Source organism: Spongiibacter sp. C9W (assembly GCF_057370015.1).
In genome coordinates, this window is the sequence record NZ_CM170672.1 from 259,221 (window position 1) to 282,081 (window position 22,861).

The window sequence follows — 22,861 nt, forward strand, 5'->3', positions numbered from 1 at the left end:
CCTAAACCCGACTTTGCTCAAGCAACCCGTCAACTGGCCGCGAATTAAACGTGTGCCAGTAAAGCTGCACCTCAGTATTTTGCCTTGCTGCATCTAAAAACGCGGCCGCGGCTTTGGCGGTATAGGTTTGATCCAGGGTAATGCCGCATTCGGCAAACCTCTCCGTGGCGCAGCTTCCCGCTTTGGTGGCCACGCCGTAGCCATCGCCATAGTAACTGTCGATCAGTTTGGCGGTGGGTATTGTTGGCAGTGAGACGCCTGCTTTTGTCAGCGCGGCGCATGTTTGCCTGATGAGTTGATTCACTGTGGCAGGGGTGCAGGTGGGAATGATGCCCAGGTGGGAAGGGGCGACTCTTATGCCAATAATATCGCTTTCTATGCCTGCTAGCGCAGCGCCAACGGTTAAGCCGGCAAGGGTGGCAGAGGAGCCAACGGGTACGAATATCTGGCTGGGCAATGGGCACTGGCCGGTGTCGATTTGCTGCCTTAACTCAAATACTGCGTTGACAAAGCCCATGGTTCCGGCCAAGTTGGAGCCGCCAGCAAACAGAAAGTAGTGCCTGCGTGACAGGCGCTTGGGGTGAAGGTAGTAATGCCGCACGGTATTGGCGAGTGAGCCACAAAATTGTAGCGCGGCGCCAAAGTGTCGCATTCGCGCGAGGTTGTCGCGCACGGTTGTAGAGGGCGGTTGTTCAAATAACAGCACCGTGCAGCGCAGGCCCAATTGTTGGCACAGCATGGCGGTGGCAACGCCGTGGTTGGTACCCGTGGCGCCGAAGGTGATTACATGCGTTTTGCCACGCGCCAGAACATCGGCCAAGATAAATTCCAGCTTGCGGAGTTTGTTGCCGCCATACACCGCGTGGGAAAGGTCGTCGCGTTTAATCCAGGCATTGCTGCCAATTCCGGATACTGGTTCAACCGGCGTGGGTAGGTCAGCGAGGGGGAGCCAGGGTAGGGCGCCGCTCAGTTGCGGGTAGCTGTCGAACAAGGGCCTTGTCCTGGTCACGCCATTTATGTCTCGTTCTGGGGTGGTATACAAGACAGAGGATAGCTGTTTGGCTCCGTCGCGGCGACGCATACCGTAATTTGGTCAATGATGTGGCAATAAAAAAGGGCTATTTCGGCCCTTTGATTTTCCTTGTTGCCCAGCGGGCCAAAGCAACGCTTTATTTGATCAGCGACATAAACTCTGCCCGCGTGGCGGCGTTGTCTTTAAACACGCCCAACATGGCGCTGGTGCGCATAACGGAGTTTTGCTTTTGCACGCCGCGCATCATCATGCACATATGGCGGGCTTCAATGATCACGGCAACGCCTTCGGCGCCAGTCACTTGTTGCACGGTGTTGGCGATCTGCGTGGTCAGGCCTTCTTGAATTTGCAGGCGGCGAGCGTAGAGGTCGACAATGCGAGCCACCTTAGACAGGCCCAAAACTTTGCCGTTGGGAATGTAGGCAACGTGGCATTTGCCGATGAAGGGTAGCAGGTGGTGCTCGCAGAGCGAGTAGAGTTCGATGTCGGAGACCACGACCATTTCGTTGGCGTCGGATTCAAACAGTGCGTCATTCACGACTTCGTCAACACTGCGACGGTAACCCTCGGTAAGGAACTCAAAGGCTTTTGCCGCGCGTTTTGGCGTGTCGAGTAGGCCGTCACGCTCAAGGTCTTCACCAATTTGTTTGATGATCTCTTCGAATGCTTTTTCCACCAGCTTCTCTTTTATGTCCTATAAACGAGCCGCAATGGTATCAGAGCCCTTACGCTTTCCCAAGCATGCTGGGCAGCGCTTTGGGGGCAGTGTAAACTTCGCGCTGGTTATTATTGCTTGCTAAAAACGGGTTTATAGAAGGGCGCTGCGGTGGCACACAACAATGAGATTTGCCAACACCTGACCACGGTTCGGGACTACATTCGCTGGGGCCTGAGTGAATTCAGCCGCGCTGGATTGTTTTTCGGTCATGGCACCGATAATGCCCTGGACGAGGCCCGGCTGCTGGTGCTTCACGCCCTGGAGTTACCCTTCGATAGCTCGGACGCGTTCCTGGATGCCACCTTACTGCCCAGTGAGCGCGAGCATATTGTGCAGCTGCTACAGCGCAGAGTGGAAGAGCGTCTACCCGCCGCTTACTTAACCCATGAGGCGTGGTTTGCCGGGCTGTCATTTTATGTGGATGAGCGAGTATTGGTGCCGCGCTCGCCCATTGCAGAACTGATCGAAAACGGTTTTGAACCGTGGTTAGCGAGCGAACCCCAGCGCATATTGGACCTCTGCACCGGCAGCGCTTGTATTGGTATTGCCTGCGCCTACGCCTTTGACGATGCCGAAATAGATGTTGCGGATATTTCCGACGATGCGCTGGATGTCGCCGGCATCAATATTGCCCGCCACGAACTCGGCCACAGGGTGAAGGCTATTCACTCCGATGTGTTTAGCGGCTTGAAGGGGCAGCGCTATTCCCTGATCGTTAGCAACCCGCCCTACGTAGACGCCAGAGACCTCGCGGAAATGCCTGCGGAATATCACCGCGAGCCCGCGCTGGGGTTGGCGTCGGGCGAGGATGGCCTGGACCTGACTCGCCGAATCCTGCGCGACGCGGCCGACCATTTGGAAGAGGGCGGTTTACTGGTAATCGAGGTAGGCAATAGCTGGGTGGCACTTGAGCAGGCTTACCCGACATTGCCATTTACCTGGCTCGAGTTCGAGCGCGGCGGTCACGGCGTGTTTGCGCTGACCCGAGAGCAGTTGGTAGAGGCCGCGGATAGCCTCTGACTCAGACGCCGCTTTCACGTATAATTCAGGCGCTGTTCGTTCGGCACGGTTTGTCGCGCTTTGTAGAGTAATGATTTACGGCCAGGCAGTTTTGCCGGCCCTATTGTCCCAACGCAGGATTGTTTCATGTCAGGTAACACCATCGGTAAGTTGTTCACCGTCACCACCTTTGGCGAAAGCCACGGCCTTGCCTTGGGCGCAATTATCGATGGCTGCCCGCCGGGGCTGGCAATTTCCGAGAGTGACTTGCAGCGCGACTTAGACCGCCGCAAGCCCGGCACCTCGCGCTATACCACCCAGCGCCGTGAAAACGATGAAGTGAAAATTCTGTCTGGGGTTTTCGAGGGGGAGACCACCGGTACCTCTATTGGGCTGTTGATTGAGAACCAAGATCAGCGCTCGAAGGACTACAGCAAGATCAAAGACCGTTTCCGCCCCATGCATGCCGACTACAGCTACGAGCAAAAATACGGTCAGCGTGACTACCGCGGTGGTGGCCGTTCGTCGGCGCGCGAAACCGCGATGCGAGTCGCTGCCGGGGCAATCGCCAAAAAATACCTGGCGGAGCATCACGGCGTGCAGGTGAGGGGATACTTGTCGCAGCTGGGGCCGATTAAGGCAGATAAGCTCGATTGGGACATTGTTGAAGAGAATCCTTTCTTTTGCCCGGACGCTGATAAAATTCCCGAAATGGAAACCTATATGCAGGCGCTGCGTAAATCCGGCGACTCTGTAGGGGCCAAAATTTCGGTGGTGGCCAGCGGTGTGCCAGTAGGCCTGGGCGAGCCAGTTTTCGATCGCTTGGATGCCGATATCGCCCATGCTCTGATGGGGATTAACGCGGTGAAAGGGGTTGAGATTGGCGCAGGCTTTGACTGCGTAGATGCCCGCGGCAGCGAACACCGAGACGAGCTCACTCCTGAAGGCTTTACCTCAAATAATGCCGGTGGCGTGTTGGGCGGAATTTCCAGTGGGCAGGATATTGTTGCCCATATGGCGCTGAAGCCGACATCGAGCATTTTGATTCCTGGCCAAACCATTAACCAGCAGGGCGAGGCTGTGGACGTGATAACCACTGGCCGCCACGACCCCTGTGTGGGCATTCGCGCGGTACCTATCGCCGAGGCGATGCTGGCGATTGTGCTGATGGACCACCTGTTGCGTAACCGTGGCCAGAATGCCGATGTTCAGTGCCAAACACCGGTGATTCCGGCGCGCCGCTAGGCTAGGCGGCTATGGCGCAGGCAGTGCCGTATTGGCGGCTTTCCGCCTTTTATTTTTTCTACTTTGCCCTGCTGGGCACGTGGTTGCCATATTGGTCGCTGTACCTGAAGTCGCTGGGGTATTCCTCTGGCGAGATCGGGATTCTCTCGGCGCTGGTGATGGTCACCAAGGTACTGGCGCCCAACTTATGGGGCTACCTGGCTGACCGCTATGACTGCCGCACGCGAATTATTCGCCTGGGGGCACTGCTGGCGGTTATCGCCTTTGGTGGAGTGTACTTCCGGCAGGACTTCTACTGGCTCGCCGCCGTGGTGGTGGGCTACAGCTTCTTTTGGAATGCGGTGCTCTCGCAGTTCGACGTGCTAACGCTCAGTCATTTGAGCGGTCAGCATGGCCGCTATTCATTGATCCGTTTGTGGGGCTCGATTGGTTTTATCGCCGCGGTATTGGCGGTGGGTGCCTGGTTGGACCACCACCCGATCGTGCATCTGCTGTACATCATTACCGCATTGTTGTCGGCTATCTGGCTGGGGAGCTTGTTGGTGGCAGAAAACCCCGAGGGCTTAACGCGGGGGGATCGCAGCCCCGGTTCGCTGATGCGAATATTGAAGCAGCCAGCGGTGATTGCCTTCTTTGCCACCAGTTTTCTGCTGCAATTCTCCCACGGGCCGTACTACACCTTTTTCAGTATTCATTTGGAAGCGCAGGGCTATAGCAAGTCGGCAACGGGGATGCTGTGGTCGCTAGGGGTGTTCGCTGAAGTGTTGCTGTTTATGGGTATGCACCGGCTGCTGGAGCGCTTTAGCCTGCGCCAGATTTTGATCGCCAGCCTGGCGCTAACGGCGTTGCGCTGGTGGTTAATTGCTGAATTTGTCGAGTCAGTGGTCATTTTGGTGTTTGCCCAGTGTTTGCACGCGGCCAGTTTTGGCAGTGCTCACGCTGCCGCCGTCGAAACCATACGGCGGTTTTTTACCGCTCACCACGGCCAGGGTATGGCGCTGTACAGTGGCTTGAGCTTCGGCGCCGGTGGTGCGTTGGGCGCGGTGCTGAGTGGTTACGCCTGGGACATCAGCCCGGCCCAGTGTTTCTGGGTGGCCAGCGGCGCCGCAGCACTGGCGGCGATAATTGCCTGGCGCTATTTTGAGACCCCGGACACGCCTCGTTAAGTGTGTCGTCGCGTCGGCGTCATTGCAGCGGTAGACTGAAAGAAAAAGTCGGAAGATCAACTATGGCTCAAGAATCCGTCGTTTACGGCTGCATTACGGATATGTTGTTTGTGCGAGATGGTATCGATTTGCAGGAACGCCGCGAGGTGAATCAGCAAATTACCGATACCTTGCCCTCGGCCGAGGACTGGCCGTTGCTGTGCCGGGAAATGTTTTCCGTGCCACGCCGCGCCGTGGAGTTTGGCGACTGCCAAACCGATGTCATTCACTTTGGCAGTTCCTACAAGGCGATAGAGCACGAGTGGGATGCATGGCTGCGTTTATTTGAGAAAATGCTTAGCAAAATGTATTGGGTGTCGGCAACGGTGCACCTGCAAACGGCCTATAACGGTACACATACCTTTGTATGGCAAGCCGAAGGGGATTACCATGCCCCCGGAGATGACTCCGGTCGCTTGCGTTGTGAGTGGCTGCGAGAGGACAGTTTTGCTTAAGCGAAGAGGGTTTGCCGAAGGTGGCTGAGTGGTTTGTACTGTTTAAACGCTACCGTACGCCGGTGCTGGCGGTGCTGGCAACAGTGATGCTGGTGTGCTCGGCGGTGTGGAGCTTTGATGTACCGTGGCGGGAAGTGCTCGGCTATTTGCTGATGTGCGTGCTCGGTGTTGTGGTGATCGTCGCGGCGGCAACCGCGACGGTGTTTGTGATGAAAAAATTGCGTTGAGCGGCCGTTTCTAGGCGCGCTCAATATCGATATCGACGCTCAGCTGTTCGGCAATCTCTTCCAGGGCGTCGTTCAATTCGTCGAGGTCGCAACCGGCGGGTAAGTCCGCTTTCACGTGGGCGTCGAACAGCGCCTCGCCACTCATCGGCGCACTGGTGATATTCGAGCTGAGTTCAGTCACATTGATCTGGCGATCTTTCAAGGCGCGGCTCACTTCCCGCACGATTCCCGGCCGGTCGTTGCCCAAAATATGCAGTTGGCAGCCGTGTTGTTCGGCGCTGCCGTCGCTGGTTTTGGCGCTGTCATCAATGGTGACTTGAATGCCATCGGTGCTGAGCGCGCGCAGGGCGCTGATCAGGGCATCGCGCTGATCGCCTGCCACATTTACGCGGCCGATGCCGGCAAACTGGCCCGCCAATTGTGTCATTCGGCTTTCCTGCCAACTTCCACCGACACTGGCAATGGCGCTGGAAACCAATTCAACCAACCCGGGTCGGTCCTTGCTGATAAAGGTAAAAACAACAGACGTATTCAATGGTTAATCCTGTAAGTATAGAGACACGTTATAGCAGTAACGATACGATATCTGCTTGAACATATCATCAGCGATGGCTGCTGAGTAGGCCGGTGGGTTAAGAAATGCATGTACATGTGGAACTCTGTGTAATACCGCTCAATGTCGGCGAGTCGCTGTCACCGTATATTGCCGAGTGTCAGCGAATTTTTGATGACAGCGGCCTGACTTACCAACTGCATGCCTTTGGCACCAATGTCGAAGGTGAGTGGGAGGCAGTCATGGCGGCGGTGAAGCTGTGCCATATGCGCATTCACGAGATGGGGGCGCCGCGTATCCACAGCCAGTTAAAAATTGGCACGCGGGTAGACAGAGAGCAGAGCCTACAAGATAAAATTGATAGTGTTGCCGGCTTTCAGGGCAGTGAGTGCTGAGCAGACTGAACGAGGTTGGAATGGCAGATTATTTGGAAATTCCCTGGCAGAAACTGAGCGAGGATGCCTTTCAGGGCATGCTGGAGGAGCTGGTTAGCCGCGACGGCACTGACTATGGCGAGCGCGAGCTGAGCCAGGAAGAAAAAATCGCCCAATTGCGGGCGGCATTAAAAAGTGGCCAGGCGTTTATCGCCTTCTGCGCCGAGACCGAGAGCTGGTCTATTTTGCCGCGCCGCCCTTAAGCCGCGTGTTGATTTTTAGGGCCACGCCGCCACAATACCTCGCCCGTTTGCCCGCATACAGAGTTGAGTAAGTCATGACGAAGGTCGATCACAATCTGGATACCAGTGGTTTAACCTGCCCCGAGCCGGTAATGATGCTGCACAATAAAATTCGTGATATCGCGGCTGGTGAGGTGCTGGAAATTCTGGCAACAGATCCGGCCACGACCCGCGATATTCCAAAATTCTGCGCCTTTCTCGGTCACGAGCTTATCGACCAGCAACAGGAGGGCGAGCACTACCGCTATTGGGTGCGCAAAGCCGCTCCTAGTGCTTGATCAGGCTATGTAACGCGCGCGCCGTCATTTCGCCGCCGCGTTTTATTTGATTGGCGATATGGTATTGGAAGTAGTAGCGCAGGCCTTCGGCTTCGGTTGCCGGGTACAGGCAGGGGTCGCCGGGCAGCACCGGGTGTTGGGTGATTTTTTCAGGGTCAGCGATCATCGCCTGCAGGCGACCGCCAGCGAGCAACTGCCAACTCACTACCGGCTCTAATTGGAATTCGTGGCCGTCGTTCAGCAGAGCGGCATGACTGCCTATCAGGTCGGGAATTTCTTGAATCACGCTATTATCGCTAGACGCCTGTTTGGGGCACAGGCTGTCCAGTATGGCGCTGTGGTGGGCGGGCATCACATCAAAGCGCTGCTCTGCAATAGGGTCAAAGTAACCCTGAGATAAACCCGTTTGGGCATCGTTGAGCTCGCTGCAGCGAGCAACACCGTCGAGCCAGGGCACCAAGGCCACGTCGTCGCCGTTATCGAGCCGTGCCCAGCATAAGATGCGCAGGGCATAGAGTTTGTCTGTGGACAGTGCGTGATGAGCGTATAACAGGCAATAGCCTTGAAATTCCGGTGATACCGCGACGATGCTCGGCTCGGTGCGGGCGGCGTTGGTAGGGAAGGGCAAGATCTGCGCCGAGGGGGTATTGCCTAGGTTACGTGTAGCCATGATGCATCCTCACGTAGCGGGGGCGATCACTTAGCGGCTGACGCGCCAAGCGCGGTGCTATCCCTTTCTGATAAAATTACCTGTAGTTTCCCCTTTTGCCAAGTTTTTCTGGATAGTCTTGCAGTGAGCAGTTGTTACTACTTCGCCTATGGCTCAAATATGAACCCGGCTCGAATGCGTGCCAGGGGCCTTGATTTCCTTACCGCTGAGGCGGCGCGCCTGACGAATTTTGTGCTGTGTTTTAACAAGGAAGCGCACAGTAACCCCGGTGTTGCCTACGCCAATGTGGTGCCTGCCCACGACCAACACGTTGAAGGGGTGCTGTACCGTTTACGGGGCCAGGACGATATTGCCCTGATGGATCACTACGAGGGGACGCCTGTGCGGTATAGCCGCGAGGTGCTACGCGTGCAGACCATCGAGACAACGCAAAACGCATGGGTGTATATGGCGAATCCGGCTTACATCACTCGCGGCTTGCTGCCGCAGAGCCGCTATATTCAACACCTGCTTGCCGGCGCTGAGTTTTTGAGCGAAGGCTACCTGGAGTGGCTACAACAACAGCCTTGCCATCAAGTAGAGGACGGCTGCCCGCAGCGCGGCTTGCAATATAATGACTGAGCGGGCCATACACGTGGCTGCCGTTGCACCCGCAGTTGCACCCGCAGCAGATCAGCGTATCGCCGAGGTGTTTGCCAGGTGCTTTGCTCGCAGCGAAAACTGCCTGCTGTGCGGCGGCGCGGATGAGCCCCTATACCAGCCGGCAAGCGGGGAGCAGGCCAATACGATTTTTTACCGCGACGACTTTGCTCGCAGCGCCCTTCATGAAGTTGCGCACTGGTGCATTGCCGGCGAGCAGCGCCGAAAACTGCTGGACTATGGTTATTGGTATGAGCCCGATGGCCGCAGCGCTGAGCAGCAACAGCAGTTTGAGTTAGTAGAGCGCAAACCCCAAGCGTTAGAGTGGTTATTTTGCTTGGCCTCTGGCCTGCCTTTTGCGTTGAGTATTGATAATTTAGATGCAGCGCCGGGTGATAATTTTTCCTTTGCCCTGGCCGTGTGGCAGCAAGCCCGCAGGTATTTGCGCGAGGGTTTGCCCGGTCGAGCGGCAAGCTTTCAGCAGGCGCTAGCCATTGAGTTTGGCGGGGTCGGGGCGCCGTCTGAGCGCGATCTATCTTTGGCGGCACTGTGGCGATGACACCGCGCCTCTACTGCCTGGATGCATCGATCTATATCTTTCGCGCCTACTTCTCTCAACCAGCGCAATTTTATAGCGAGCAGGGTTACTCGTTGCATGCGGTGCAGGGCTATTTGACGTGTTTGCTGCGGTTTTTGCATGCCGAGCAGCCGAGTCGGGTGCTGGTGGCCTTTGATGAAAGCCTGGGGCAGGGCTTTCGTGAGGCCTTGTATAGTGGTTATAAGTCGCAGCGGGCACTGCCGGACGACGAGCTGGCGTTTCAACTGCGCTGTTGTCGCGCCGTTTCGGAGGCGCTGGGTCTTGCCTGCTGTGCTGATGAGCAATTCGAGGCGGATGACCTGCTAGCGACTGCGGCGAGCGCCGCGCAGCAGCGGGGCGACGCGGTAACAGTATTAAGTCGCGATAAAGACCTGGCGCAAATTCTTCGCAGCGATGCCGATCGCTTGCAGGATATTGGTCGCGATGCGCAGACTCGCCTGGGGTGGCAAGCGGAAAAAGGCGTGAATTGTGAGGCTTTAGCTGATTATCTGGCGGTGGCGGGCGATCGTGTAGATGGTATTCCCGGTTTGCCAGGAGTGGGAGAGGGAACCGCGAAGGTGATATTCCGGCATTTCAGCTCACTCGAGGCGATTTTTAACGACCTTGATGCGCTGGCCAGTTTGCCGGTGCGTGGTGCCAAAGGCCTTGCTCAGCGATTTTCGCAACATCGGGACGCGCTGTTTCTCTACCGTCAGCTCACGCAGTTGCGCCGCGATGTGCCACTGGACGAGCGCTGTCTACAGGGGCTGCGTCATCCGGCAGAGGTATCTTCAATTGGCGCGGCCAGCGGCGGTTTGCCCGAGGCGCTTATCGAACGTTTACTGGCGCGGTATTCACGCGCTTTAATTTGGGGATAGTTGTGCTGCCACTCAAGATATTGGTCGACGAGAATGTGCCTTACGCTGACGCCATGTTCGCGTCCTTTTGCGAGATTCGCCGTTTTGCAGGGCGCACGCTCTCTTCGGCGGAGCTCGGAGACGCCCAAGCGTTGATTGTGCGCTCAGTCACTAAGGTTGACCGCGCTTTGCTTGCCGGCAGTCAAATTAAGTTTGTTGGCTCCTGCACCATTGGCGCAGATCACTTGGATATGGACTATTTGGCGCGTAGCGGCATTGCCGCTTATACCGCCCCCGGTTGCAATGCCAATTCGGTGACGGACTATGTCATCAGCGTTATTTGTGCCTGCGGTGATCGCCTGGAGGTATTGCGACACGGCGGGCGAGTCGGCCTTGTTGGGTTTGGGAATGTGGGGCGAACGGTTGCTGAGCGTTTGGCGCGCCTGAGCATCGATAGCGTGGCTTACGACCCCCTGCTGGCCCAAGACAGCGATCCACGCCTGAGTACACTCGACGAGGTATTGCGATGTGAGGTGATGAGCGTGCACGCGCCACTGACTACCGGCGGTAACTACCCGAGTTATCATATGCTTACGGCGAAGCAGCTAAGCAGTTTGCCGGACGGGGCATTATTGATCAGCGCTGGTCGCGGCGGAGTGATAGCAACTCACGATTTGTTGGCCCTCAAGCAGCAGCGCCCGGATATTCATTTGGCAATGGATGTCTGGGAGGGCGAGCCCAGCGTCGATAAGCGCTTGGCGGATTTATGCTTGATCGCAACGCCGCATATCGCGGGTTACAGTCTCGACGGTAAAGTGGCTGGCACGCGTATGATTGCCGAGCGCTTAGCAGACTATGTGGCAGATAGTGGCAGTGGGGAACTTGCCCTGCCTGGGGTAGCGCTACCGCGCCCGAGTATTGGTTTGAAGGCCGAGGGTGACAACGCGCTGCTGCGTGAAGCAGTTGCGGCGGTGTACGACGTTTGCGCCGACGACAAACGATTTCGAGAGAGTCTACTGACGGAGAACCCCGCCAAGCAATTTGATGCGTTACGCAAACACTACCCGGAGCGCCGGGAGTTTGCGTATTGCGATTACCGGGGAGTGGGTAAAGCGCTGAGCGCAGCGCAGCTTAACTTGCTCGCTGCTTTGCAAGGTAGCAAATAAATTCGTCGTCGCTGCCGCTGAGTGCATCGAGGCAGGATTCAACTTTGTGAGCGTCGATGGGAATTTCCCGGCCGTTATCATCGATCAACCACGCGCCGTAGCGTTTTTCAAAGCGCTCCTGAGCGGCGTGGCTTGGCGAGCTTGCTGTTGGGTTGTGTCTGGACATAGCGAAAATCCTAAACGTTTATTCCAAGGTTAGTTCTACCGAGGGTAAATGCAAATTATGACCGCTATGCTATGGCGCTGCCGTATTGGCTGTCTCTAAGTATTGGCCGCAGATCGCGGCAGAAGTTGAGGTATTAGATGTTTAAGCTGGGCTTGATCGTTAACCCCTACGCTGGATTAGGAGGCCCTGAGGGCTTAAAAGGCAGCGATACACTGCCCGACGGGCTGCGCCAGTCGGTGGCTGAAGAAATGGCGAATAGCCGTTCGCTGCCAAGAGCTGTGCGCTGCTTGGCTGCGCTAGCACCCGTGGCGGAACAGCTTGCGGTGTATGGCTTTGATGGTGCCATGGCTGAGCAGGCGTGCCGCGAAGCGGGTCTTACATTTACGTCGGTTGGCCGCGCCGAGGCGCTGAGCTCAGCGGAAGACACGCGCCGCGCCGCCCAGTGTTTACTAAGCGAACAGGTCGATATTGTGCTGTTTGTTGGCGGCGATGGCACCGCCAGAGATATTTACAGTGCCGTGGGCGAAAGCCTGCCGGTATTGGGCTTGCCAGCAGGAGTGAAAATGCATTCGGCGGTCTATGCCGTTAACCCTCAGGCAGCGGCGGCGATATTGCGGGCGCTGATCGATGGTGATTTGGTGGATATCGGGCTGCAGGAGGTCAGGGATATCGACGAGGCCGCCTTCGCCCAGGGGCGAGTACGTTCACGTCACTACGGCGAACTGATGGTGCCGCGCTTGGGTGGTTTTCTGCAGCAAGTGAAACAGGCCGGCCGGGAAGTTGAAGAATTGGTAATAGCCGATATCGCAGATGAATTAATGGAAAACTATGACGAGGACTGCCTTTACATCGTCGGCCCGGGCAGTACCACAACCGGGTTTATGGAGGCACTGGGTCTGCCCTATACCTTGCTCGGTTTTGACCTTGTGCGCGGCGGTGAATTGCTGCAGGCCGATGCCAATGCCCAGCAAATTAGTGAGGTGATGGATCATCACCAGGGGCTGATAACCGTGCTGATTACCGCGATAGGTGGCCAAGGGCATATCTTAGGGCGGGGCAATCAGCAGCTCACTCCTGCGCTTATTCGCCGTATTGGCCGGGACAATTTTCAGGTGCTGGCGAGCAAGGGCAAGCTGAGCGGATTGGCGGGGCGTCCGCTGCTGGTCGACAGCAACGACGCCGCGCTAGATGCGCAATGGCAGGGCTTTATTGCGGTAACCACGGGCTATCGCGATCAGGTGATGTACCGCGTCAGTGCCGGTGAGGTGTAGCGTGATGGCCGAGCGGGTAGAGGTAAATGTTGAGGGCTTATTGAGCCTGGCAAAGCTTGAGCAATGGCCGCAGCGCTGCGCAGACGGTGAAAGCCGACGTTTGTTTCACGGCCGCGGCCAATGCTATCCCGGCTACGAGTGGTTGACGGTGGATTACTTCTCTCCACTGCTGTGGATCGTGCTGTATCGCGAGCCACCGGGGAATTTTTGGGCTGATTTCTGTGCGGCTCTTGCGGAGACGCTGGCGCCACATTTTACCGCGGCGATAGTGCAACATCGCTATCAGCGCGATGCTGATCTGCAAACTCTCTGGGGCGACGTGCCGAGCCCAATGTATGCCGTGGAGGAGGGTTTACGATTCGCGCTGCAATTGGGCGGACGGCAGAACATTGGTTACTTTATGGATATGCAGCCGGCGCGGCGCTGGCTGACGGCGCGGGCAGATGGCTGTCGGGTACTGAATTTATTTTCCTACACCTGTGCTTTTTCGGTCGCGGCCAGCAAGGCCGGGGCGAGCCAGATCGTCAATATCGATATGAGTAAATCGTCGTTGCGCACCGGGCGGGAGAACCATCGCCTGAACGACGCCGACAGCGGCGCGCCGGTGTTTCTCGGTCACGATATTTTTAAGAGCTGGGGAAAGCTAAAAAAACTCGGCCCCTATGATGTGGTGATCTGTGATCCGCCATCGCGGCAGGCCGGCAGTTTTGATGCGGCGCGAGATTACGGGCGTCTGCTGTCGAGGATGGGCAGTCTCTGCGCGCCGGGGGCGGATGTGCTGATCTGTTTGAATTCGCCGCTGCTGGATGAGGCTTTTCTTCGCGACCGCGTTGCAGAATATTGGCCCGAGGCACAGTTTTGTGAGCGTTTAGCAGGGCGAGCAGATTTCCCTGAGCGCGACACGGATGCCGCCCTCAAGGTGCTTCACTATCGCGCGCCTAGCTAACGGCGCGGAGTTTTTTGCGGTAACCCTGTAAGAAACGGCCAAAGCGCTCAATGGCGTCTGCCAGATCAAGCTTATTGGGCAAAAAGACGATACGCAGGTGGTCCGTGGTGTGCCAGTTGAAACCGGTACCCTGCACCAGCAGTATTTTTTCCTGATTTAGCAGGTCGAGCACCAGTTGCTCGTCATTGGCCACCGGGTAAACCTCGGGGTCCAGCTTGGGGAACATGTAGATAGTGCCGGCGGGCTTGGTGCAACTGACGCCGGGAATATCGTTGAGCATCTGCCATGCGAGGTCGCGCTGTTCAAGCAGGCGCCCACCGGGAAGGATCAACTCGTTAATACTCTGATAACCGCCCAATGCCGTTTGTATGGCGTGCTGAGCCGGTACGTTGGCACACAGCCGCATTGACGACAACATATCTAAACCTTCGATGTAATCGGCGGCGCGGTCTTTAGCGCCGGACACCACCATCCAGCCGCTGCGGAAACCCGCCAGTCGATAGGCTTTGGACAAGCCATTGAAGGTCAGGCATAGCACGTCGCGGCTAATGCTACCCAGAGGAATGTGCACGGCATCATCGTAGAGAATTTTGCTGTAGATCTCGTCGGCAAAAACCACCAGATTGTGTTCTTCTGCAATATCGACCAGCGCTTCGAGCATCTCCCGGCTATACACCGCACCAGTGGGGTTGTTCGGGTTGATGATAACGATGGCGCGGGTTTTGTCGGTGATTTTTGCGCGAATATCGTCAAGTGACGGCTGCCAGTCATTCTCTTCGTCGCAGAGGTAGTGAACCGGCTTGGCACCACTCAGAGATACCACCGCTGTCCATAGCGGATAATCGGGGGAGGGGATAAGCACCTCGTCGCCGATATTTAACAGCGCCTGGGTTGCCATGGTAATTAGCTCACTACAGCCGTTGCCCAGGTAGATGTCATTAACCTCAACACCGGGAATACCGATTTTTTGGCATTCCTGCATGATGGCTTTCCGAGCTGAGTACAAGCCTTTGGAGTCGCTGTAGCCCTCACTCTCCGGTAGCAGCCGAATCACGTCTTGAATGATCTCTTCTGGCGCGTTGAATCCAAATGCCGCCGGGTTGCCTATATTGAGCTTGAGGATGCGATAGCCTTCCTCTTCCAATTCATTGGCGCGGTGCAAAACCGGGCCGCGAATGTCATAACAGACGTTCTGAAGTTTGCTGGATTTGTAATAATGGCTCATGGCGATCTTCTAATCGTAAGTGATTGGTGCTGGCGGAATTGCCTCGCGATCAACAGTTAGCAACAGTATACGTCTTCAAAGGCTTGCAAGTGGAGTGATATTGATGGAAAAAGTCGTAAAATCCGCGGCGCAGTGGCGGGAACTTCTCAGCCCGGAGGAATACCATGTATGTCGCGAGAAGGGCACGGAGCGCGCGTTCACCGGGAAATACTATAAAGAGTCTGCCAACGGCGTATACCGATGCCGTTGCTGTGGTGAGGCGCTGTTCTCGTCAACAACGAAATACGACTCCGGCTCAGGTTGGCCGAGCTTCTACCAGCCAGCCGACGAAGGCGCTCTCGGAATCAATCGCGATACCAGTCATGGCATGATCCGCGAAGAGGTCGTTTGTGCTCGCTGCGATGCTCACCTGGGGCATGTGTTTAGTGACGGGCCGGCGCCCACAGGGCTGCGGTATTGCATCAACTCGGTGTCGCTAACTCTAGATAAATCAGAAGCTTGACCGATTTCTGCGCAGCTTGAATAAAAAATCGACAGAATTACTGAAAAAACGCATTATTTTGCGTTTGCGGTAAATTCAGGCTTGACGGCAGCGAGCAGGCTCCCTAAAATTCGCGCCACTTTCAGGCAACAGTGACTCGCAGCCTGGAAGGTTTGCGGCGTCCCCTTCGTCTAGTGGCCTAGGACACTGCCCTTTCACGGCAGTAACAGGGGTTCGAGTCCCCTAGGGGACGCCATTTATTTCGCCCTGTAGTGCTTGCACTGCAGAGCAGGGAAGAAAAGACCGGCCGTTTTTTCTTTCGCCAGAATGCGGTAATGACAGAGACTTGCCACCTTGACGCGCTCAAGGGCAACTCTTAAAATTGCCGCCGCTCTCGCTCAGGGTAGCAGCTCTAGTGAGAGGTTTGCGGCGTCCCCTTCGTCTAGTGGCCTAGGACACTGCCCTTTCACGGCAGTAACAGGGGTTCGAGTCCCCTAGGGGACGCCATTTATTCTGCTTCATCGGTTGTGAAATACCGGTGCGGTGTCGGCAAAATGACTTAAAGAGATTGCTCTAAGTCGCTGTTGACAAAAGGAAAATGGAGAATTATATTTCTCCGCTGCGCAGTAAGCGCAAAACAGATTTGCGGGAATAGCTCAGTTGGTAGAGCGCAACCTTGCCAAGGTTGAGGTCGCCGGTTCGAACCCGGTTTCCCGCTCCAAAAAATGAAAAGCGAAACACATGTTTCGCTTTTTTTTCGTCTGTACTTTTTGCCCACGCGCGGTGGGCAGTGAGGGGCTAAAGGGCTAGTGCATGCCGAATACCTTGGCACGCAAGTCCCGGTAGTGACCGCTGTCTGCGTCATCTTCATACGCCGTAGCGGCGTGGTAGCGTTCCTCGAGCTGCTGGTATTGCTCAAGTTCAGCGTCGCTGAGGTAGTGCAGGCAATCACCACCGAAATACCACAGCAGGTCGCGGTGCATCATCGGGGTGATGTCGGGGAAGTGCGCAATGATTTGGCACAGCAGGGCCTGGCCTCGCGCCAGGGCATCGTCGCCGCTGAGTTGCTTTTGCAGTGCCTCAAAGCCATTTAGTAAGTCGTCGACAGCGTCTTGTGTGTAGGCACCGTGGCCCTCCAGGCCGTTTTTGCAGGTTTGAAAGAGTTGGTCGAAGAGTTGGTGGAAATACAGCGATCGACTATTCACAGGGGCTCCGTAGCAATGAATTCAGCGCGCCAGTGTATTCGATCTCTGCACCGTGGCAAAATACCGGCCCTTCTCACTATCTAAACGATGGGAAATCACTATGAGCAAAGCCCTAGAAATACGAGGGTTACGCAAGGTCTACGACAATGGCTTTGAAGCACTGAAAGGGATCGATTTATGTGTTGAGGAGGGCGACTTCTTTGCTCTGCTTGGCCCCAATGGCGCAGGAAAGTCGACGACCATTGGCATTATTTGCTCGTTGGTAAAGAAGACGGCGGGCTCGGTGAGTGTGTTTGGCCACTCGATCGATAACGAATTAGCGCTCGCCAAGAAAGAGATTGGCATTGTCCCTCAGGAATTCAATTTTTCGAATTTTGAAAGCGTTTGGGATATTGTCGTTAATCAGGCAGGTTACTACGGCTTGACAAGAGAGTTGGCCGAGCAGCGCGCCGAGACCTACCTTCGGCAGCTGGATTTGTGGGAAAAGCGCAACACTGCCTCACGCATGCTGTCGGGTGGTATGAAGCGCCGCTTGATGATTGCTCGCGCGCTGGTACATGAGCCGCGCCTACTGATCCTCGACGAGCCCACCGCTGGTGTGGACATTGAGCTGCGCCGTTCGATGTGGGCCTTTCTGAAGGAAATCAACCAGCGCGGCACGACCATCATTTTAACGACGCACTACCTCGAAGAAGCGGAAAGCCTGTGCCGGAACATTGCCATTATCGACAGCGGCGAAATTGCTGAAAACACGGCGATGAAGACACTGCTTAAGCAGCTTCACAGAGAGACCTTCGTGCTCGATACCAAAGAGCCGCTGCCCGATACCATTTCAATTGCGGGCTTTGAAACCCACAAAACGGATGAGCAAATGCTGGAAGTCGCGCTGGAGAAGGGCGGTTCCCTGAATGCGGTGTTTGCGGCCCTGAGTGAGCAGGGCGTTGAAGTTACCAGTATGCGTAACAAGGCGAATCGTCTTGAAGAATTATTTGTGTCGTTGCTAGCGAAGAGCTAGCGCGGCTCACTACGAGGTTATAAAACATGACAACGCGTGAACAGTGGATCGCCTTTATCACAATTGTGCGCAAGGAGATCCGGCGGTTTTTGAGAATATGGATGCAAACGCTGTTGCCGCCAGCCATTACCATGTCGCTGTATTTTATAATTTTTGGTGCCTTGATCGGCTCCCGCATTGGCGAGATGGGCGGCTTTACTTACATGGAATTTGTGGTGCCGGGCCTGATTATGATGTCGGTAATCACCAATGCCTACTCCAATGTGGTGTCGTCGTTCTTCGGGGCGAAGTTTCAGCGCTTTGTTGAGGAAATTCTGGTATCCCCGATGTCCAACAACACGGTGTTGTGGGGCTATGTATTGGGCGGTGTGGCACGGGGCTTGTTGGTCGGCCTGATCGTCACCTTGCTGTCACTGTTTTTTACTCGCCTGCATATACAGCATATTGGCGTTACGGTTGGCATTGTGCTGATGACGTCCATCATGTTTTCGTTGGCGGGCTTTATCAATGCGGTGTACGCCAATAACTTTGATGATGTGTCGATTGTGCCGGTGTTCGTGTTAACGCCGCTGACCTACTTGGGTGGTGTTTTTTACTCGATAGATTTGCTGCCAGAATTTTGGGCGGATGTGTCGCGTTTAAATCCCATGCTCTACATCGTGAATGCCTTTCGCTATGGGGTGCTAGGGGTTTCGGATGTGAATGTGGGCACCGCTTTCTTGATGGTGGGGGTATTTACGCTGTTGGCCTATGGCTACTGCATGTATCTGCTTAACACCGGTAAGCGCTTGCGCCAGTAGGGGAGGCATTATGGGCATTCACGGGCCGCTGGGCGCACAGGTAGACTACCCGGAGCACTATGATCCCTCTGTGCTGCATCCCATTGCGCGCAGCGAGGGGCGCCAGCGCCTCGGTATTGACGGCGCGACTCATTTCTACGGTGTAGACGTTTGGAACGCCTTCGAGCTGTCGTGGCTAGACCAACGTGGAAAGCCCCATGTTGCGGTGGGAGAGTTTCATTTTCCGGCGGCGTCACCGTTTATTGTCGAGTCAAAGTCGTTCAAGCTGTATTTAAACTCCTTCAACCAAACCGCCTTTGATTCAGAGCAAGCGGTGTTGTCGGCATTGACGGAGGATCTCAGTCAGGTCTGTGGCGCCGAGGTAAAGGTCATTTTGCACCGACCGGAGCACTGGGATAAAACCTTATGTCCCGAGTCGATGGAAGGGCAGTGCCTGGATTCGCTGGATATCGACATCAGCGATTATCAGCCAAGCGCACAATTGCTGCGCTGTGAAGAAGGTGAGGTCGTCGATCAGCAATACTACAGCCACCTGTTGCGATCGCGCTGCCCGGTGACGGGACAGCCGGATTGGGCCTCCGTGAGCATTCGCTGCCGAGGCCCCAAAATCGATGAAGCAAGTTTGCTGCGGTATTTGGTTTCCTTTCGCCAGCAAAACGATTTTCACGAGCAGTGTGTCGAGCAGATTTTTTGCGACATTCAGCGAGCATGCCAAACAGAAACACTAACGGTCTTCGCGCGCTACTTGCGGCGTGGTGGTCTGGATATCAACCCTTGGCGGGGTAGTAGCGAACCGGCTGAGCCGCTTAATCCGCGGGCGTTTAGGCAGTGATCTTAGGCCGGTAAGTAAATGACCGGATAGTGGTTTTAGCCGCTAATAGCGACAATCTTGTCATCGCCACAGGCCTTGTCAGGAGGTCAAATGCTCATCGCCAGTTATCTCCTTGGTTACGACGACAAAGGAAACGTGAACCACCTGGGTGTGGATCATGTTTTTCCTCGCGTAATTGATGGTGCCTGCTTTGAGTTGCACAAAATCGTTGAGGATGGGCGGGTGAGCATTTACGACCTGCTGATCTTCTTCCCTCAGGGCGAAGAGCCCAAGGACATGCTCTGCCTGCCGGATCTCCCAGAAGCGGCCGTGGCAGTGCTGCTTCACGACATTCCCCTGCCGGTGGTTGATTTTGCCTGCGGGCGCAATGTGCGCGTCGTGCTCGATTCGTCCAAGCCCACACAACACAAGCGCGACTGTGCCTAGGAGGCCTCATGTGGAAGCCTAACCGTGTGCGCAGTAAGCGCTACACCATGCATGGCCCCAGTTCGTCGGTGATGATCTGGTCAGAGCCGCGGCGCTTGGTGTATGTCGCAAATTTTGCCGCACAGATCCCTGCTGTCATCCTTCCTCTGGTAGAGAGCGACGAGCGCGCCAGCCTCGACAGTGCGACGATGCGGCGCCTGCTCAATGCCTCAGAGACATTTCGAGAGCGCTGCATAGCCGCTTCGTAAGTGCTCTTTTCCCATCAATTGTTTATGATGATCCCGTTTTTTAATTACGGGGAAATGCTGGTGTCTACTCACGCTCAACAACAGGCTTTTTGTACCATGCTTGCGATGCAAGACCGGATGAACCAGCGCGTGCATCCGCAGTGGATCGACCAGCAGTACGAGTGGTACCGCGCTGTTTGGATCGAGTGCGGTGAGTTGATGGATCACCAAGGATATAAGTGGTGGAAAAAACAGGACACGGATCTCGAGCAGGTTCAGCTGGAAGTTGTCGATATTTGGCACTTCGGTATGAGCGCCTTATTCGCCGCCGGAAAATCGCACGAGGCTATTGCCGCAGAGATGCTTGCGGAGCTTGAGAATAGCGAGCAAAAGTCGACTGATGTGTTAACCGCAACGGAGGCGCTGGCCAACCACAGCTTGGTTAGTCGTTCATTTTCGGTGGCCCTATTCAGGGATCTACTGCTGGCTGTCGGTTTGGATTTTGTCACCCTCTATCGCCAATATGTTGGCAAGAATGTCTTGAACTTCTTTCGCCAAGACCACGGCTACAAAGACGGTAGCTACATAAAAACCTGGGCGGGCAAGGAAGATAATGTCCACCTCGTGGAAGTGCTGACTGAGTTAGATAGCGACGCGGCGGATTTTGCCGACCAGGTCTATGCGGCGCTGGCATCGCGTTACCCGGGGGCGTAGGTCGTGAGTCAGGACGGCTTGTCGACTTCGGCCCTGGCGCGTCAGCTGGAGCTGCCCGTGCAGCAGCTGTTTGCCACGTTAAAGGACTATGGCTGGATACGGAAAATTGACGATGGTTGGGCGCTGACCGCAAAGGGTGAATTTGAAGGTGGGCGTTACGTAAACAGTAAGCGCTATGGGCGTTATATTGTTTGGCCGCCGGCAATTATCGAACACCGCCTGTTTCAAGCGATGGAGAGTCAGCGTTTGCTGTCGGCGGCAGAACTCGGCAAACCGCTGGGTATTTCCGCCAGGCAGACAAACCGGCTGTTGTGTGCGCTCGGTTATATCGTCTCAGGTCGCCGTGGCTGGGAGGCAAGTGGCAGTGGTCAGGCATTGGGCGGGCAAACCTGTGATAGCCCGCAAAGCGGCCAAAGCTATGTGATGTGGCCTGAGGACATGCTGGCGCATCCACCGTTACGTGAGCTCCACCGGCGCAGTCAGCGCGGTGATGATTTGCTGAGTGAGTGTCGCAGTGCTGATGGCCGTCAGTGTAGTAGCGATGCTCACCGCCAGGTTGCCGACTGGCTGTACTTTGCCGGTTTGCGCTACGCCAGTGAGCAGCCCCTGGCCGCGCCAACGGCAGGCGATGTCGACTTTTTTCTACCGGAATACCAGCTTTGTCTAGAGGTGTGGGGAGGGACTGAGCACCCCGATGTGCTGTCTGCCAGAATGGCACGTGCCGAGATTTGCGCGCAACGCGGCATGACCGTCATCGATATTCACCCAGAAGACCTCGATGCGCTGGATGAATATTTAAGCCGCCGTCTTATCGAGGCCGGCGTTCACGTGTTGTAAACCTAGACTTCCATATCGATAGCGGCCGCCAAGGCAAGGTCGCGGGCGGTAAGGCCGCCGGCGTCGTGACTGGTCAGGGCAATATCGACGCGGTTGTAGCTATTGCTCCAGTCGGGGTGATGATCAATTTTTTCTGCTCGCAGGGCGACGCGCGTCATAAAGGCGAAGGCGTCGACAAAATGATTGAACTCCAGCTGGCGAGTGAGTTTATCGCCTTCTAATTGCCAATGAGGCAGCTGTTTCAATGCATCGGCGATTTCTTTATCTGTCAGTTTGACGGTCATAATTGTCAGAATCCTTGTTGCTATTATTGGCGGCTTTACTGTCTTTGCAGAATCACGCCGCATTCCATGTGGTCAGTGTAGGGGAACTGGTCAAACAGCGCGAAGGCGATTGTGTGATGTGTGCCGCGTAATTGCTCTAGGTCTCTGCGCAATGTCTGCGGATTGCATGAAATGTAGATGATGCGCTCAAAGCGGGCAATGAGCTCGCGCGTACCGGCGTCGAGCCCCGCTCTGGGAGGGTCGACAAGTACGCAGCCAATATCGTAGTCAGCGAGGTCTTTTCCTTCCATTCGCCGAAACTGCCGTTCACCATTGAGTGCGCTGGTAAATTCCTCACTCGACATGCGCAGAATATCGATATTATCCAGGCCGTTGTGAGCGAAGTTTTCCCTAGCGGCTTTTACTGAGGTTTTGGATATTTCTGTGGCCAAAACTTTGCGAAAGCTGCGTGAAAGCGGGGCAGTGAAGTTACCGTTGCCGCAGTAAAGCTCCAACAGATCGCGCTTTTCGTCGCCTTCGGCATGTGCGATGGCCCACTCGATCATTTTGCAGTTTACCTGAGCATTGGGTTGCGTAAAGCCGCCCTCGTATTGGCGATAGTGGTATTGGCTGTTGCCGATTGGGAGGGTCTCTTCCACATAGTCTTGGCCGATAACACACTTCTGTTTTCGGCTGCGGCCGATAATACTAATGCCAAGCTGCTCCGTTAAGGCCGTGGCAGCCGTCTGCCAGGCGTCGTCAAGCCGCCGGTGATATATGAGACTGACTAACATGTCGCCGCTGAGGGTGCTTAGAAATTCGATCTGAAACAGGCGGTGGCGCAGCACGGGTGCGTTAATGAGTTCGGAGCGCAGCACGGGCATCAGCTTGCAGATCGCCTCGCTGGCTACGGGGAAGTCGTCGACACGCAGCGGTACTTTGGGGTCGTTAGGGTCGAACATGGCATAGAACAGGTCATCATTGTTATGCCACACACGAAATTCAGCACGCATACGATAGTGCTTGGGGGAAGACGGAAAAACCTGAGGAGAGGGCAGGCCGAGATCGCCAAACAGGCTGCGACAAGCACTTACTTTTTCGTCTAACAAGTGTTGGTATTGCTCGGGCTGAATGAACTGGCTGGTCATATTGGTG

At 55.6% G+C, this 22,861-nt stretch carries 31 protein-coding genes and 3 tRNA genes; 25 read left to right on the forward strand and 9 right to left on the reverse strand.

The features are described 5' to 3' along the window. Window position 1: 1 nt before the first annotated feature. On the reverse strand, window positions 2-991 hold the full coding sequence (locus AC2Q8J_RS01180; protein ID WP_486451937.1) for a 1-aminocyclopropane-1-carboxylate deaminase/D-cysteine desulfhydrase: 990 nt from the start codon (window positions 989-991) through the stop codon (window positions 2-4). A 178-nt stretch (window positions 992-1,169) separates the two neighbouring features. Continuing rightward, window positions 1,170-1,709, reverse strand: coding sequence for a GTP cyclohydrolase I FolE (folE, locus tag AC2Q8J_RS01185; protein WP_204996404.1), 540 nt, complete (start codon window positions 1,707-1,709; stop codon window positions 1,170-1,172). 150 nt (window positions 1,710-1,859) lie between these two features. On the opposite strand from folE, the gene prmB reads away from it, so the two are divergent. From prmB to AC2Q8J_RS01210, 5 genes are all read left to right on the forward strand, one after another. Next, a complete protein-coding gene (prmB, locus tag AC2Q8J_RS01190; protein ID WP_486451938.1) occupies window positions 1,860-2,771 on the forward strand; it encodes a 50S ribosomal protein L3 N(5)-glutamine methyltransferase in 912 nt (303 codons plus the stop codon). Window positions 2,772-2,897: 126 nt separating this feature from the next. After that, window positions 2,898-3,995 (forward strand): chorismate synthase, encoded by a 1,098-nt coding sequence (gene aroC / locus AC2Q8J_RS01195; RefSeq protein WP_286838248.1) that lies wholly within the window; start codon window positions 2,898-2,900, stop codon window positions 3,993-3,995. Window positions 3,996-4,006: 11 nt separating this feature from the next. Continuing rightward, window positions 4,007-5,161, forward strand: coding sequence for an MFS transporter (locus AC2Q8J_RS01200; protein WP_286695671.1), 1,155 nt, complete (start codon window positions 4,007-4,009; stop codon window positions 5,159-5,161). Window positions 5,162-5,223: 62 nt separating this feature from the next. Beyond that, window positions 5,224-5,655: a hypothetical protein gene (locus AC2Q8J_RS01205; protein ID WP_372879495.1), complete on the forward strand. Its 432-nt coding sequence runs from the start codon at window positions 5,224-5,226 to the stop codon at window positions 5,653-5,655. A 20-nt stretch (window positions 5,656-5,675) separates the two neighbouring features. Then, window positions 5,676-5,882 (forward strand): hypothetical protein, encoded by a 207-nt coding sequence (locus tag AC2Q8J_RS01210; protein WP_286695670.1) that lies wholly within the window; start codon window positions 5,676-5,678, stop codon window positions 5,880-5,882. A gap of 10 nt (window positions 5,883-5,892) precedes the next feature. On the opposite strand, the gene AC2Q8J_RS01215 is transcribed toward AC2Q8J_RS01210, so the two are convergent. Next, window positions 5,893-6,417, reverse strand: a complete 525-nt coding sequence (locus tag AC2Q8J_RS01215; RefSeq protein ID WP_486451939.1) for a glycine cleavage system transcriptional repressor — start codon at window positions 6,415-6,417, stop codon at window positions 5,893-5,895. A gap of 104 nt (window positions 6,418-6,521) precedes the next feature. On the opposite strand from AC2Q8J_RS01215, the gene AC2Q8J_RS01220 reads away from it, so the two are divergent. From AC2Q8J_RS01220 to tusA, 3 genes are all read left to right on the forward strand, one after another. Continuing rightward, on the forward strand, window positions 6,522-6,830 hold the full coding sequence (locus tag AC2Q8J_RS01220; RefSeq protein WP_286695668.1) for an MTH1187 family thiamine-binding protein: 309 nt from the start codon (window positions 6,522-6,524) through the stop codon (window positions 6,828-6,830). 20 nt (window positions 6,831-6,850) lie between these two features. Next, entirely contained in the window at window positions 6,851-7,072 is a 222-nt protein-coding gene (locus tag AC2Q8J_RS01225; protein WP_204996411.1) for a YheU family protein, read from the forward strand. Window positions 7,073-7,146: 74 nt separating this feature from the next. Further along, entirely contained in the window at window positions 7,147-7,389 is a 243-nt protein-coding gene (gene tusA / locus AC2Q8J_RS01230) for a sulfurtransferase TusA (RefSeq protein ID WP_204996412.1), read from the forward strand. Here the strand turns inward: tusA and AC2Q8J_RS01235 are convergent. Further along, window positions 7,379-8,059 carry a hypothetical protein gene (locus tag AC2Q8J_RS01235; protein WP_286695666.1) on the reverse strand — a complete coding sequence of 227 codons (681 nt, stop codon included), beginning with the start codon at window positions 8,057-8,059 and terminating at the stop codon, window positions 7,379-7,381. The genes tusA and AC2Q8J_RS01235 overlap by 11 nt on opposite strands. A 123-nt stretch (window positions 8,060-8,182) precedes the next feature. On the opposite strand from AC2Q8J_RS01235, the gene AC2Q8J_RS01240 reads away from it, so the two are divergent. From AC2Q8J_RS01240 to AC2Q8J_RS01255, 4 genes are read left to right on the forward strand one after another with little or no spacing between them, the layout of a single operon-like run. After that, on the forward strand, window positions 8,183-8,680 hold the full coding sequence (locus tag AC2Q8J_RS01240; protein ID WP_486451940.1) for a gamma-glutamylcyclotransferase family protein: 498 nt from the start codon (window positions 8,183-8,185) through the stop codon (window positions 8,678-8,680). A 13-nt stretch (window positions 8,681-8,693) separates the two neighbouring features. Further along, window positions 8,694-9,257 (forward strand): elongation factor P hydroxylase, encoded by a 564-nt coding sequence (locus AC2Q8J_RS01245; RefSeq protein WP_486451941.1) that lies wholly within the window; start codon window positions 8,694-8,696, stop codon window positions 9,255-9,257. Beyond that, window positions 9,254-10,153, forward strand: a complete 900-nt coding sequence (locus AC2Q8J_RS01250) for a 5'-3' exonuclease (protein ID WP_486452622.1) — start codon at window positions 9,254-9,256, stop codon at window positions 10,151-10,153. Before AC2Q8J_RS01245 ends, AC2Q8J_RS01250 begins: the two co-directional genes overlap by 4 nt. Window positions 10,154-10,155: 2 nt before the next feature. After that, window positions 10,156-11,298: a 4-phosphoerythronate dehydrogenase gene (locus tag AC2Q8J_RS01255; protein ID WP_486451942.1), complete on the forward strand. Its 1,143-nt coding sequence runs from the start codon at window positions 10,156-10,158 to the stop codon at window positions 11,296-11,298. Here the strand turns inward: AC2Q8J_RS01255 and AC2Q8J_RS01260 are convergent. Beyond that, a complete protein-coding gene (locus AC2Q8J_RS01260) occupies window positions 11,264-11,464 on the reverse strand; it encodes a hypothetical protein (RefSeq protein ID WP_204996418.1) in 201 nt (66 codons plus the stop codon). The two genes, AC2Q8J_RS01255 and AC2Q8J_RS01260, sit on opposite strands and share 35 nt — an antisense overlap. Before the next feature lie 137 nt (window positions 11,465-11,601). Here AC2Q8J_RS01260 and AC2Q8J_RS01265 point away from each other — a divergent pair, with 137 nt between their 5' ends. Both AC2Q8J_RS01265 and AC2Q8J_RS01270 read left to right on the forward strand, forming a co-directional pair. Further along, complete coding sequence (locus AC2Q8J_RS01265; RefSeq protein WP_486451943.1) at window positions 11,602-12,735, forward strand: ATP-NAD kinase family protein; 1,134 nt, start codon at window positions 11,602-11,604, stop codon at window positions 12,733-12,735. Between the two features lie 4 nt (window positions 12,736-12,739). Next, window positions 12,740-13,681 carry a class I SAM-dependent methyltransferase gene (locus tag AC2Q8J_RS01270; protein WP_486451944.1) on the forward strand — a complete coding sequence of 314 codons (942 nt, stop codon included), beginning with the start codon at window positions 12,740-12,742 and terminating at the stop codon, window positions 13,679-13,681. On the opposite strand, the gene AC2Q8J_RS01275 is transcribed toward AC2Q8J_RS01270, so the two are convergent. Continuing rightward, window positions 13,674-14,906 carry a pyridoxal phosphate-dependent aminotransferase gene (locus tag AC2Q8J_RS01275; RefSeq protein ID WP_204996421.1) on the reverse strand — a complete coding sequence of 411 codons (1,233 nt, stop codon included), beginning with the start codon at window positions 14,904-14,906 and terminating at the stop codon, window positions 13,674-13,676. The two genes, AC2Q8J_RS01270 and AC2Q8J_RS01275, sit on opposite strands and share 8 nt — an antisense overlap. A gap of 103 nt (window positions 14,907-15,009) precedes the next feature. On the opposite strand from AC2Q8J_RS01275, the gene msrB reads away from it, so the two are divergent. The 4 genes from msrB (at window position 15,010) to AC2Q8J_RS01295 (ending at window position 16,108) form a co-directional block, all read left to right on the forward strand. After that, window positions 15,010-15,408, forward strand: a complete 399-nt coding sequence (gene msrB, locus AC2Q8J_RS01280) for a peptide-methionine (R)-S-oxide reductase MsrB (RefSeq protein WP_374973626.1) — start codon at window positions 15,010-15,012, stop codon at window positions 15,406-15,408. Between the two features lie 159 nt (window positions 15,409-15,567). Continuing rightward, window positions 15,568-15,643 (forward strand) — tRNA-Glu (locus AC2Q8J_RS01285). A 175-nt stretch (window positions 15,644-15,818) separates the two neighbouring features. Then, window positions 15,819-15,894: transfer RNA gene (locus AC2Q8J_RS01290), tRNA-Glu, on the forward strand. A gap of 138 nt (window positions 15,895-16,032) precedes the next feature. Beyond that, window positions 16,033-16,108 (forward strand) — tRNA-Gly (locus AC2Q8J_RS01295). Window positions 16,109-16,193: 85 nt separating this feature from the next. Here AC2Q8J_RS01295 and AC2Q8J_RS01300 read toward each other — a convergent pair. Continuing rightward, window positions 16,194-16,592 (reverse strand): PA2817 family protein, encoded by a 399-nt coding sequence (locus AC2Q8J_RS01300; RefSeq protein ID WP_486451945.1) that lies wholly within the window; start codon window positions 16,590-16,592, stop codon window positions 16,194-16,196. 100 nt (window positions 16,593-16,692) lie between these two features. On the opposite strand from AC2Q8J_RS01300, the gene AC2Q8J_RS01305 reads away from it, so the two are divergent. From AC2Q8J_RS01305 to AC2Q8J_RS01335, 7 genes are all read left to right on the forward strand, one after another. Continuing rightward, window positions 16,693-17,607 (forward strand): ABC transporter ATP-binding protein, encoded by a 915-nt coding sequence (locus tag AC2Q8J_RS01305; RefSeq protein ID WP_286837946.1) that lies wholly within the window; start codon window positions 16,693-16,695, stop codon window positions 17,605-17,607. Window positions 17,608-17,633: 26 nt separating this feature from the next. Then, a complete protein-coding gene (locus AC2Q8J_RS01310; RefSeq protein ID WP_027873819.1) occupies window positions 17,634-18,407 on the forward strand; it encodes an ABC transporter permease in 774 nt (257 codons plus the stop codon). A 10-nt stretch (window positions 18,408-18,417) separates the two neighbouring features. After that, window positions 18,418-19,239, forward strand: a complete 822-nt coding sequence (queF, locus tag AC2Q8J_RS01315) for an NADPH-dependent 7-cyano-7-deazaguanine reductase QueF (protein ID WP_486451946.1) — start codon at window positions 18,418-18,420, stop codon at window positions 19,237-19,239. 90 nt (window positions 19,240-19,329) lie between these two features. Further along, window positions 19,330-19,665: a hypothetical protein gene (locus AC2Q8J_RS01320; RefSeq protein ID WP_204996426.1), complete on the forward strand. Its 336-nt coding sequence runs from the start codon at window positions 19,330-19,332 to the stop codon at window positions 19,663-19,665. Window positions 19,666-19,673: 8 nt separating this feature from the next. Beyond that, a complete protein-coding gene (locus AC2Q8J_RS01325) occupies window positions 19,674-19,913 on the forward strand; it encodes a hypothetical protein (RefSeq protein ID WP_486451947.1) in 240 nt (79 codons plus the stop codon). A gap of 24 nt (window positions 19,914-19,937) precedes the next feature. Beyond that, window positions 19,938-20,606: a dUTP diphosphatase gene (locus AC2Q8J_RS01330; RefSeq protein WP_486451948.1), complete on the forward strand. Its 669-nt coding sequence runs from the start codon at window positions 19,938-19,940 to the stop codon at window positions 20,604-20,606. A 3-nt stretch (window positions 20,607-20,609) separates the two neighbouring features. After that, a complete protein-coding gene (locus AC2Q8J_RS01335) occupies window positions 20,610-21,443 on the forward strand; it encodes a hypothetical protein (RefSeq protein ID WP_486451949.1) in 834 nt (277 codons plus the stop codon). 2 nt (window positions 21,444-21,445) lie between these two features. Here the strand turns inward: AC2Q8J_RS01335 and AC2Q8J_RS01340 are convergent, their stop codons facing one another. Continuing rightward, window positions 21,446-21,727 (reverse strand): 4a-hydroxytetrahydrobiopterin dehydratase, encoded by a 282-nt coding sequence (locus tag AC2Q8J_RS01340; RefSeq protein WP_288363027.1) that lies wholly within the window; start codon window positions 21,725-21,727, stop codon window positions 21,446-21,448. A 35-nt stretch (window positions 21,728-21,762) separates the two neighbouring features. Next, window positions 21,763-22,854, reverse strand: a complete 1,092-nt coding sequence (gene trmA, locus AC2Q8J_RS01345; RefSeq protein WP_424143524.1) for a tRNA (uridine(54)-C5)-methyltransferase TrmA — start codon at window positions 22,852-22,854, stop codon at window positions 21,763-21,765. Window positions 22,855-22,861 lie beyond the last annotated feature (7 nt).